The 9,873-nt window shown below is 76.5% G+C and carries 11 protein-coding genes and 1 pseudogene; 4 read left to right on the forward strand and 8 right to left on the reverse strand.

Features of this window, described 5'->3' with window-relative positions; genetic code table 11:
- The first annotated feature begins 96 nt into the window (after positions 1 to 96).
- Together IE249_RS10545 and cobF are read left to right on the forward strand one after the other, a co-directional pair.
- The gene (locus IE249_RS10545) at positions 97 to 636 is read left to right on the forward strand and encodes a DUF309 domain-containing protein (RefSeq protein WP_189704501.1); all 540 of its coding nucleotides are present in this window, start codon (positions 97 to 99) and stop codon (positions 634 to 636) included.
- A 70-nt stretch (positions 637 to 706) separates the two neighbouring features.
- Positions 707 to 1,477 (forward strand): precorrin-6A synthase (deacetylating), encoded by a 771-nt coding sequence (cobF, locus tag IE249_RS10550; RefSeq protein ID WP_189704502.1) that lies wholly within the window; start codon positions 707 to 709, stop codon positions 1,475 to 1,477.
- 20 nt (positions 1,478 to 1,497) lie between these two features.
- On the opposite strand, the gene IE249_RS10555 is transcribed toward cobF, so the two are convergent.
- The 4 genes from IE249_RS10555 to IE249_RS10570 all read right to left on the reverse strand — a co-directional run bounded on the left by IE249_RS10555 (position 1,498) and on the right by IE249_RS10570 (position 4,910).
- Positions 1,498 to 2,244, reverse strand: coding sequence for a cobalt-precorrin-6A reductase (locus IE249_RS10555; protein ID WP_189704503.1), 747 nt, complete (start codon positions 2,242 to 2,244; stop codon positions 1,498 to 1,500).
- An 84-nt stretch (positions 2,245 to 2,328) separates the two neighbouring features.
- Positions 2,329 to 3,159: a polysaccharide deacetylase family protein gene (locus tag IE249_RS10560; RefSeq protein WP_229858029.1), complete on the reverse strand. Its 831-nt coding sequence runs from the start codon at positions 3,157 to 3,159 to the stop codon at positions 2,329 to 2,331.
- Positions 3,156 to 4,052 carry a DMT family transporter gene (locus IE249_RS10565; RefSeq protein ID WP_189704504.1) on the reverse strand — a complete coding sequence of 299 codons (897 nt, stop codon included), beginning with the start codon at positions 4,050 to 4,052 and terminating at the stop codon, positions 3,156 to 3,158. Before IE249_RS10565 ends, IE249_RS10560 begins: the two co-directional genes overlap by 4 nt.
- A 9-nt stretch (positions 4,053 to 4,061) precedes the next feature.
- On the reverse strand, positions 4,062 to 4,910 hold the full coding sequence (locus tag IE249_RS10570) for an SDR family NAD(P)-dependent oxidoreductase (protein ID WP_189704505.1): 849 nt from the start codon (positions 4,908 to 4,910) through the stop codon (positions 4,062 to 4,064).
- Positions 4,911 to 5,206: 296 nt separating this feature from the next.
- Between IE249_RS10570 and IE249_RS10575 the strand changes: the two genes are divergently transcribed.
- Complete coding sequence (locus IE249_RS10575; protein WP_189704571.1) at positions 5,207 to 6,256, forward strand: MGDG synthase family glycosyltransferase; 1,050 nt, start codon at positions 5,207 to 5,209, stop codon at positions 6,254 to 6,256.
- Here IE249_RS10575 and IE249_RS10580 read toward each other — a convergent pair.
- From IE249_RS10580 to IE249_RS10590, 3 genes are all read right to left on the reverse strand, one after another.
- On the reverse strand, positions 6,253 to 6,702 hold the full coding sequence (locus tag IE249_RS10580) for an RpiB/LacA/LacB family sugar-phosphate isomerase (RefSeq protein WP_189704506.1): 450 nt from the start codon (positions 6,700 to 6,702) through the stop codon (positions 6,253 to 6,255). The two genes, IE249_RS10575 and IE249_RS10580, sit on opposite strands and share 4 nt — an antisense overlap.
- Positions 6,703 to 7,051: 349 nt before the next feature.
- Positions 7,052 to 8,254: a serine/threonine-protein kinase gene (locus tag IE249_RS10585; protein WP_229858031.1), complete on the reverse strand. Its 1,203-nt coding sequence runs from the start codon at positions 8,252 to 8,254 to the stop codon at positions 7,052 to 7,054.
- Between the two features lie 114 nt (positions 8,255 to 8,368).
- Positions 8,369 to 8,830 (reverse strand): hydrolase, encoded by a 462-nt coding sequence (locus IE249_RS10590; protein WP_189704508.1) that lies wholly within the window; start codon positions 8,828 to 8,830, stop codon positions 8,369 to 8,371.
- A 115-nt stretch (positions 8,831 to 8,945) separates the two neighbouring features.
- Here IE249_RS10590 and IE249_RS10595 point away from each other — a divergent pair, with 115 nt between their 5' ends.
- A complete protein-coding gene (locus IE249_RS10595) occupies positions 8,946 to 9,104 on the forward strand; it encodes a hypothetical protein (protein WP_229858033.1) in 159 nt (52 codons plus the stop codon).
- A gap of 41 nt (positions 9,105 to 9,145) precedes the next feature.
- On the opposite strand, the pseudogene IE249_RS10600 reads toward IE249_RS10595, so the two are convergent.
- Positions 9,146 to 9,873: pseudogene (locus IE249_RS10600) on the reverse strand (sulfite exporter TauE/SafE family protein); the annotation flags it as partial.

Here is a 9,873-nt window from a genome sequence, read left to right on the forward strand (position 1 = left end):
TCACGTGCGGTCGAGCCGCGTGATCGCGCGAACGCCACTTTACCGCACGCCGGGGGCCATGCCGAAGCGGGCACGTGGGCGGGGCACAATCGGCGTATGAGCAGCACATCCTCCGGGCGCCCGGACGGCGCGCGGGACCGGGACGGCGAGGGCCGGGCGCGCAACGCCCGGCCGCGGGACGGGCTCGGGCGGCCCCTGCCCTACGGGGCCGAGGGCGTGCCCCGGCAGCCCGAGGGGGTGCTGCGCACGCCCCCGGAGACGGTCGCGGAGGCGCAGGCGCTGCTGGACGCGGGCCGGCCCTTCCACGCGCACGAGGTCTTCGAGGACGCCTGGAAGTCGGGCCCGTCGGCGGAGCGCGCGCTCTGGCGGGGGCTGGCCCAGCTGGCGGTGGGGCTCACCCACGCGGCCCGCGGCAACGTCACCGGCGGCGCCCGGCTGCTGCGGCGCGGGGCGGGCGCGGTGGAGGAGTGGTCGGCTCGGGCGGGGCGGAGCGACCCGTACGGCCTGGACCTCGCGGGTGTCGTGGCGTGGGCGCGGGAGCTGGCGGGCACGGTGGAGGACGGCTCGGCCGGGAACGTGGACGCGGCCGGGCGGGCTCCCCGGCTGGGAGGTGAGGGGCTTTCGTCCCGCGGGTGACCTGCGGGTGGTGGCGGTGGGTGCGGCACCGGTGCACGCGGTGTCAGTGCCGTACGGCAGACTCGGGGGCGTGCGAAAGATTCATGTCATCGGTATCGGGGCGGGCGACCCCGAGCAGCTCACCCTGCAGGCGGTCGGGGCGCTGCGCGGCACGGACGTGTTCTTCGTCCTGGACAAGGGCGAGGTGAAGTCCGACCTCGTGCGGCTGCGCCGGGACATCCTGGACGCGCACGTGCCCGAGGGCACGTACCGGCTGGTGGAGGCCCGCGATCCGGAGCGGGACCGGTCGGCGGGCGGTGCGGCGTACTCCCCCGCCGTCGGCGACTGGCGCAGCGCCCGCGCCGGCATCTACGAGCGGCTGATCGCCGAGGAGCTCGGCGAGGACGAGAGCGGCGCCTTCCTGGTGTGGGGCGACCCGGCGCTGTACGACAGCACGCTGGGCATCCTTCAGGAGGTTCTGGCGCGGGGCGCGGTGGACTTCACGTACGACGTCGTGCCCGGCATCAGCAGCGTGTCCGCCCTGGTGGCCCGGCACCGGACGGGACTCAACCGGGTGGCCCGCCCCGTGCAGATCACCACGGGCCGGCGGCTGGCGGAGGGCTTCCCCGAGGGGGTGGACGACGTGGTGGTCATGCTGGACGCCCACCAGACCTTCCGGCAGTACGCCGACGAGGACATCGACATCTACTGGGGCGCCTACATAGGCACCCCGGACGAGATCCTCGCCTCGGGCCCGCTCGCCGAGACCGCCCCGCGGATCGAGCGCCTGCGCGCCGAGGCCCGCGAGCGCAAGGGCTGGATCATGGACACGTACCTGCTGCGCCGCAGACCGAAGGAGTAGACGCGGGCGCGAGGCCGTTGTCAGGCGGGCGGCAGGCGGAGACGTGCCAGTGCGGCCGGCACGTCCGGCACGGCCGTCACCCCGTACGGCAGTGGCGGGCGTCCCACGACGACGACGGGCAGGCCGAGTTCGCGCGCGGCCGTGAGTTTGGCCGCGGTCGCCTCGCCGCCGCTGTCCTTGGTGACCAGGACGTCGATGCGGTGGGCGCGCAGCAGCTCCGTCTCGCCGGTCACGGTGAACGGGCCACGGGCCAGCAGCACCCGCGTGTCGGCCGGCATGGGCGGCTCGGGGGGCTCCACCGACCGTACGAGGAAGTGCAGGCCGGCCAACGGGGCGAAGGCGGCCAGGCCCAGTCGTCCGGTGGTGAGGAACACCCGGCGGCCCAGGCCGGGCAGCAGCCGGGCGGCCTCGGCCGGCGACCCGGCGGGGTGCCAGCGGTCGGCGGGGCCCGGACGCCAGCCGGGCCGGCGCAGGACCACGAGCGGAACGCCCGTCGCTTCGGCGGCCCCGGCCGCGTTGCGCGTGATCGCCTCCGCGAAGGGATGGGTGGCGTCGACGACCGCGTCCACGCGGTGCTCGCGCAGCCAGGCGGCGAGCCCCTCCGCGCCGCCGAAGCCGCCGGTCCGCACCTCCCCGGCCTGCGGGCCGGGCCGGCTCACTCGCCCCGCGAGCGAGGTCGTCACCCGCAGGCCGGGGCGCGCCGCGAGCAGGGCGGCCAGTTCGCGTGCCTCGGTGGTGCCGCCGAGGACCAGGACGTGCGTGGACATGGCCCGAGGTTACGGGGTGCGGTACGGAGTGCGGCCGACGCGCCGCACTCCGCCGTACGCGACGAGCCGCCCCGGCGGACCGGCTCACGCGCGGACCACCGCGTGCTCGGCGAGCGGGCCCACCTCCCAGCCGGCGTCCCGGCAGGCGGTGACCAGGCCGGGCAGCGCGCCGAGGGCCGCGTGCCAGCAGCCCGGGGAGGCGGCGTGGTCGGTGTCGTGCAGGAGGACGGTGCCGCCGCCGCGCAGGTCCGCGCCGACGGCGGCCCGCACGGAGCCGGGGGTGGCCCGCGCCGTCCAGTCCCTGCCCCACGCGGTCCACAGCACGGGACGCAGACCGGTGCGCCGGGCGGCGGCCCAGCGGCCCCCGGTGAGGATGCCGTAGGGCGGCCGGTACCACTGGGGCCGATGGCCCGTGGTGTCGTACAGGACGCGGGCCGCCCGCGCGGTCTCCGCCAGGTCCCGGCCCGGCGCGGGGAGCCAGGGGCGGCTGTGGGTCCAGCCGTGCACGGCGAGTTCGTGGCCGCGCTCGGCGATGTGCCGGGCGAGTGCGGGATGGCGGGCGACGTTCTCGCCGAGGACGAAGAAGGTGGCGCGTACGGCGAGTTCGTCGAGGACGGTCAGGAAGTACGGGGTGCTGCCGGGATCGGGGCCGTCGTCGAAGGTGAGCGCGATGTGGTCCGGGCGGCCGATGCCGGCGAGGCCCGGCAGGCAGGCGGTGCGCAGGCGCGGCAGCCAGGTGGCGGCCGGGACGATGTGCGCGGCCGCGACCGCGGCGAGCGCGGCGGCCGGCACGAGCGCCGCCGTCGCGGGGCGTACGGCACGGCTGAGCGGTGCCCGTCCGGTGCCGGCGCCCGCCCGGCCCTGGCCCCGGCCCGTCGTCCGTGCGTTCTCCGTCCCCATCGTCGCGAACCTCATGTGCTCTCCGCCTCCGCCTGCGCCTTCGTCCGGTACGTCACCACCGCGGGCGCCGGTTCGGCGTCCCACTGGCCCGACACCGCGGGGGCGCGGGCGAGGCCGAACGTGCCCGCGGCCATCAGCGCGACGCCGGCCGCCTCGGGCAGCATCCGCGCGCCCAGGGCGATGTGTTCCCCGAAGAGCGTCCACCCGAGCGCCACCGCGGTGAGGGCGTCCCCGAGGGTGAGCGCGGGCTGGGAGGCGACGAGGGTGCCCGCGCGGAAGGCGCACTGGAGCAGCGCGAAGGCCGTCAGGCCGGTGACCGCGGTGGCGTACGGCGTCCAGTCGGCGGCCAGCGCGGCGGGGCCGCCCCGCTGGAGGCGGCCGGTGACCTCCTTGATGAGGGCGGCCGTGGCCGCGAAGAGCACGGCGGAGGCCAGCCCGAGCACGGCGGCGCGGGGCGCCCCTGCCACCAGGCGGGAGAGGCCGGCGAGGAGGAGTACCACGCACAGGACGGCGGTGCCCGCCGGGATCCAGCGGGACTCGTCGGCCGTGGTGCGTCCCGCCGTGGGTGCGGCGGCGCCGAGGAACAGGGCGAGTCCGGCGGCCAGGGCCAGGAAGGACAGCCAGGTGGTGCGGTCGGGGCGCCGGTGGAAGACCGCGCCTCCGATCGCGGGCATGAACAGCAGTTCGCTCGCCAGCAGCGGCTGGACGACCGAGAGCCCCCCGACGGCCAGGGCGGCGGCCTGCAGCACCGCGGAACACGCCAGCAGCCCCGCCCCGCCGGACCAGAACACCCACCGGGCGGCCCGTGGGGTCCCGGCGGGCCCGGTGGCCGCGCGGCGCATGAGGACCGAGGCCGTGGCGTTGGAGGATGCGGCGAGCAGGGCCAGTACGACGGTGGCCGCGTTCACCGCGCCGCCTCAGCCGAAGCGCGCGGCCAGACGGCGGTAGAGGCCGGGGGCGGCGCCCCGGACCCGGCCGGGCACGCGGGTCCAGCCGGGGACGTACACCTCGTCGCGGCCCTTGACCACCGCCTCCCACACCGCGTCGGCGACCCGTCCGGCCGGTACGGGCTTCGGCCGCGAGCGCCGGTAGGGCACTCCGCGCCGGTCGAAGAAGGGCGTGTCCACCACACCGGGCACCACATGGCTGATCCCGACCCCCGTCCCCCGCAGTTCGTAGCGCACCGCGTCCGCGAAGGCGCCGAGCGCCGCCTTCGCGGCGGAGTACACCGCCTCGTCCCGCACGCCCACCGTGCCGGCCAGGGAGCCGATGATGACCACCCGGCCCCCGCCCTGCCGGACCATGTGCGGCAGCAGCTGCCGCACCAGGTGCACGGTGGCGAGCACGTTCACGTCGAACACCTCGTCGATCGCGGACCCCGGCATGGAGCTGAACGCCCCGGCCCAGCCGACGCCCGCGCCGGCCACCAGCAGGTCCACCCGGCCCACGCTCTCCAGCGCGAACTCGGCCAGCCGGCGCCCGGCGCCCGGTCCGCACAGGTCCGCCGGATAGGCGACCGCGGAGGTGCCCCGGGCGACCTCCTCCAGCCGGGCGCGGTCGCGTCCGTTGAGGACCATCCGCCAGCCGCCCTCCGCCGCCAGCCGCCGCGCCACGGCGGCGCCGATCCCGGAGGAGGCGCCGGTGACCAGCGCGCCTCCGCCCGCCGCCTCCGGGCCGCCGGCGGGCCGGTGCAGGACACCCGGTGCGGCCGCCGCCCCCACGGGCGTGCCGGAGCCGGACCGTACGCGGGAGGGGGCATGGGACATCGGGCGCACCTCAGTGTCGGAGGGACCGGGGACCGCCGGTGCGGCCCCGGCGGTCGGGGACGGCCTGGAGGGTGCTGAAGTATCCCGGGGGCCGTCCCCGAAACGCGGGCGTACGGTACGGACTGTCCGCCCGTTTGACTGCGCTGGGTGAGGGTTACTCACTTCCAGTGTCGTCCGAAAACCTCGTACCGCCACCGCTGCCCGCCGCCCGGGGTCCCGTGCCGGAGCCCGCGGACGCCCGTCCGGGGCAAGCCCGCGCTCGGGAGGCCGAGCGGCTGCTCGTCGTCAGCGCGAGCATGGGATCGGGCCACGACACCGTGGCCGACGAGCTGGTTCGCCGGGCCCGCGCGGAGGGCAGGCAGGCGTACGCCGTCGACGTGCTGGCCCTCCTGCCGTACGGTCTGGGCGCGGGCCTGCGCGGCTTCTACCGGACGGCCGTACGCGAGGCGCCCTGGATCTACGCCGCCATCTACGACTTCTTCCTGCGTCCCGGCCCCAGCCCGCGGCCCAGCGGCACCCCGCTCGCGCGGCTGGCGGGCGGCCGTCTGATGGACGTGGTGCGCCGCACGCGCGCCGATGTGGTGGTGCCGGTGTTCCATCTGGCGGCCCAGCTCACCGGGCATCTGCGCGAGCGCGGGGTGCTGGGTGTGCCGAGCGTGGTGGTCGTCGTCGACTTCGCCGCGCACCGGCAGTGGCTGCATCCGGGCAACGACCTGCACCTGTGCGTCACGGACGAGGTGGCCGACGAGGTGCGCCGGGGCACGGGCCGCTCGGCGCGGACCACGGGTCCGGTGGTGGCGCCGGGCTTCTTCACCGGCGGGCCGGGGGCGGAGGACTGGCGGCGCCGGATCGAACGGCACGGCGGGGGCCGCCCTGCCGTGCTGCTGTCGGCGGGCGCCTGGGGGACGGGGGCGGAACTGGCCGCCACGGCGCGACTGCTGGCCGGCAACGGCTTCGCGCCGGTCGTGCTGTGCGGGCGCAACGAGCGGCTGCGGCGGGCGCTGTCCGGGCTCCCGGGCGTCCTCACCCCCGGCTGGGTCAGCGACATGCCCGGGCTGCTGCACGCCTGCGCCGCGCTGGTGGACAACGCGGCCGGGCAGACCGCCGTCCAGGCGCTGGCCGCCGGGGTCCCGGTCGTCGGGTACCGGCCGCTGCCCGGGCACGGGGCGGAGGGCGTGAGCCGCATGGCGGCGCTCGGCGTCTCCGAAAAGGCGTCCGACGAAGCGGCGCTGCTGCGTTCGCTGACCCGCCTCACCGCACCGGGAGAGACCCGCGAGCGGCGGATCGCGTCCGGCCGCGCGCTGTTCAGGGAGGACGCGCTGAGCAGGGTCGTGGCAGCGGGCTAGCCTCGTCCGCGGTCGAGGTGTTCGATGCGGGCCACGTTGTCCCGGTCCTCGGGGTCAGCGCTGGGCTCGGCGGCGAACCAGGCGTCGAGGATCTCCTTCAGCAGGGGCTGGGAGGTCAGGCGGAGGCTGAGGGCGAGGGCGTTGGCGTCGTTCCAGCGGCGGGCGCCGTCCGCCGTGCCGGCGTCGGTGCACAGAGCCGCGCGGACGCCCGGCACCTTGTTGGCGGCGATGGACGCGCCCGTGCCGGTCCAGCAGCAGACGACCGCCTGCTCGGCCCGCCCCTCGGCGACGTCCCGCGCCGCCGCCTCCGAACAGACCGCCCACCGCGGATCGTCCCCGGCCCGCAGCGCCCCATGGCTCACCACCTCGTGCCCACGCCCCCGCAACTCCCCGACGAGAAACCGGGCCACGGGCTCATCCATGTCCGACGAAACGGAGATCCGCATGCACGCAGGGTAGTACGCCGGATGCCCGGGGCGGGGGGACGGACGGAGGGCTTGGAGGCGCGGGGACACCGGGGCGGGGGGGCGCCCGCACGGGCGGGGAGGGACCGGAGGACGCCGGGGGCCGAGGCACGCACAGATGCGCGGGAACCCCGGGCGCCGAGGCGTGGGCGTGCCGTGCGCCGGAACGTCCGCGCGCCGCGGCGCGCGAACGCGCGTCCCGGTGGCCGCGTCCCTGGTCACCGGCCGCGATCCGGAGGCCGCACCCGCCGATCCGGTCGCCGCCGGGGCCCGCCCCGCGCTGTGGCACGGGGCGGCGCCGCACGAGCGCGAGCCCCCCGGGGCCCGGGACCTAGAACAGGGCCATGCCCAGGAGGAGGGCCGAGAGGAAGAGGACCGTGCCGGCTATGACGGCGGTGGTGCGGGAGTGGCGGCGCAGGGAGGTGCGCACGCCGGGGCGGCGGGCGGGGACGCGGTGCACGGTGGTATTCCAGCCGGTGCCGAGAGCGGACACCGGGGCACCGGGCGCGGTGCCCGTCGCGGCCGGGCGCACGGGCGCGGTGCCCGTCGCGGGCGTGGTGCCCCGCTGCTCGGGGCCGCGGCGGGCCGTGGGGGCAGGGTTCGCGGTGGTGCGGCGGCGGGTTCCCGAGGGCTGGGCGGCGCGGCGGCGGGTGCCGCCGGACGCCGGCTGCTGCGGGCCGCGGTGGCGGGCCGCCGCGACCGGCTGCTCGGGCGGCAGTGGTTCGGGCGCCCCTCGCCAGGCGCCGCCCGCGAACCAGTCGGCCGCCTCGCGGGCGGTGGGCCGCTCCCCGGGCTGTTTGGCGAGCATGCTCAGCAGGTACGCCTCGAAGGCGGGCGGCAGCGCGGCGCCCCGTCTGCTCGGCGGCACGGGCGGCGCGTCGACGTGCTGGTACAGCAGCGCGGTGGCGGTGTCGGCCTCGAACGGCGGCCGCCCGACGGCGAGTTCGTACAGGACGCAGCCCAGCGAGTACAGGTCGGAGGCCGAGGACGCGGGGGTGCCGATGGCGCGTTCGGGTGCCAGGTACAGGCCGGTGCCCACGATCTGCCCGGTGGTGGTGAGCCCGGCGGAGGGGTCGTCCACGAAGCGCGCGATGCCGAAGTCCCCGATGCGGACGGTGCCGTCGCGGTCGCCGAGCAGGTTGCCGGGTTTGATGTCCCGGTGCACGATGCCCTGCGCGTGCGCGGCGGCGAGGCCCTCCGCCGCCTGCTGGGCGACCTGGGCCAGCCGTTCGGACGTGAGCGGGCCGCCGGCGGCCAGTTCCCCGGCGAGGCTGTCGCCCTCCACGAGTTCCATGACGAGGAACCAGCGGTCCTGCCAGGTGCCGAAGTCCAGGGTGCCCACCACGTGCGGGTGGTGCAGCCGCGCCGAGGTCTGCGCCTCCAGCCTGAAGCGCGCCTCGGCGGAGGCGTCCGCCCCGTCGTTCAGCAGCAGTTTGACCGCGACCGGCCGGCCGAGCACCTCGTCGAGGCCCCGCCAGACCTCGCCCATCCCGCCCCGCCCGATGACCGCGTGCAGCCGGTACCGATCCGCCACCAGCACCTGTAGCCCGCCCTCGCTCCCCGGAAAGTCCCGCCCTCATGTCCGCCGCCCGGAGCGGGGCACGGCAAGGGCCGGGCAGCGCAGACGGGTTGCGGCAACCGGCCCATCTTAACGATCACTTGACCCGTCGAAGACCTCCACCGATTCCGTACGGATCACCCGTTTGAAACCGATCAGCACCCGGTAGCGCTCCCGCGCGGCGAACTCCGCGAGGCCCCACACGGCCGGCCGGCCCGCCTCCGCGCACAGGTGCAGCACCCGGTCCCCGCCGGCCCAGACGCCGACGTGGGCGCCGTAGGGATCGTGCGACGGGGCGAACAGCACCAGGTCCAGCGGCCGGGGCCGCGTCACCCGGACCGTGGCCCGGGTGTCGGCCCACAGTTCGCCGGAGCGCAGGGCGGGCGGGGCCAGGCCGAAGTGGCGCAGCACCGCGTAGGCGTACACCTGGCAGTTGGCGCCGGCAGCGAGGTCCGGACGGGCGGCCACGGCGGCCGACCCCGGGTGGCGGGAACCGACGTAGGGAACGGCCAGGAGGGCGGGCGGGAGGCGGTCGGGGAGCGGGCCGCGCATGCTGAATCCCTCCGGGTGAAAAGTACCGAGTCGCTCTTCGTACAAATATGTAGAACTGATGATGTATGTCATCGTCGCCCTACCTGCTGATCCACTCCGGAAAGGGAGGACGACCGTGGACCCTCTGACGTGGCTGCTCATCCCGTTGGCGGCGGCATTCATGGCGAGCGTGTGGAGTTGCTGCACGGGACGCCGGCGGCGTACCGACGACTGGGCGCACGTGCAGCGCTACGACCGTATGCGGGCCGCCCTGGCCCGCGCCACCGCCTCCTAGGCCACCGCCTCCCCGGTCCCGCGAGCCGCGAGGTCGTGGGTCTACCGCAGGAGGAGCTGGACACCGCCCACGACCGTCGCCGCGATCACCAGCCGCTCGAAGAGCCGCTGGTTGATCCGGTGCACGGCCCACTTCCCGATCAGCGCCCCGGGCACGACGAACACCACGAGCGCCGCGTCCAGCAGCAGGGAGCGCCCGTCGATGAGGCCGAGGCCCGCGCTGAAGGGCACCTTGGACACGTTGACGACGAGGAAGAAGAAGGCGGACGTGCCGAGGAAGCCGAGTTTGCGGAAGCCCGCCGAGAGCAGGTACAGCGACATCACCGGCCCGCCCGCGTTGGCGACCATCGTGGTGAAGCCGCCGAGCACGCCGTAGGAGCGGGCCTTGAGGCGGCCGGAGCGGGTGGTGACCGCGTCCGGCTCCGGTTCCGCGCCACGGTCGGCGGTGCGGCGCCGCCACACCGTGACACCCGCCATCAGCAGCAGGATCGCGCCGATCGATACGCGTACGACCGCGTCGTCGGCCCAGACCAGGAACAGGGTGCCGACGACCACGCCCGCGGCGACCGCGGGGAACAGCCGCCACAGGGTGGGCCAGTGGGCGTGCCGCCGGTAGGTGAGGACGGCCAGGACGTCCCCGGCGATCAGGATGGGCAGCAGCACCCCGGTGGAGGCGCGGGCGGGCAGCACGGCCGCGAAGACGGCGAGACTGACCGTGTTGGCGCCGCTGACCGCGGTCTTGGAGAAGCCGACGAGCAGGGCCGCGCAGG

It is taken from the genome of Streptomyces anandii JCM 4720 (genome assembly GCF_014650655.1).
In the GTDB taxonomy this organism is placed as follows: domain Bacteria; phylum Actinomycetota; class Actinomycetes; order Streptomycetales; family Streptomycetaceae; genus Streptomyces; species Streptomyces anandii.

Bases quoted from the DNA above. Each gene is read 5' to 3' on its own strand.
- IE249_RS10545 (WP_189704501.1), top strand. From the start codon at position 97: ATGAGCAGCACATCCTCCGGGCGCCCGGACGGCGCGCGGGACCGGGAC.
- IE249_RS10555 (WP_189704503.1), bottom strand. From the start codon at position 2,244: ATGTCCACGCACGTCCTGGTCCTCGGCGGCACCACCGAGGCACGCGAA.
- IE249_RS10560 (WP_229858029.1), bottom strand. From the start codon at position 3,159: ATGAGGTTCGCGACGATGGGGACGGAGAACGCACGGACGACGGGCCGG.
- IE249_RS10570 (WP_189704505.1), bottom strand. From the start codon at position 4,910: ATGTCCCATGCCCCCTCCCGCGTACGGTCCGGCTCCGGCACGCCCGTG.
- IE249_RS10575 (WP_189704571.1), top strand. From the start codon at position 5,207: ATGGGATCGGGCCACGACACCGTGGCCGACGAGCTGGTTCGCCGGGCC.
- IE249_RS10580 (WP_189704506.1), bottom strand. From the start codon at position 6,702: ATGCGGATCTCCGTTTCGTCGGACATGGATGAGCCCGTGGCCCGGTTT.
- IE249_RS10590 (WP_189704508.1), bottom strand. From the start codon at position 8,830: ATGCGCGGCCCGCTCCCCGACCGCCTCCCGCCCGCCCTCCTGGCCGTT.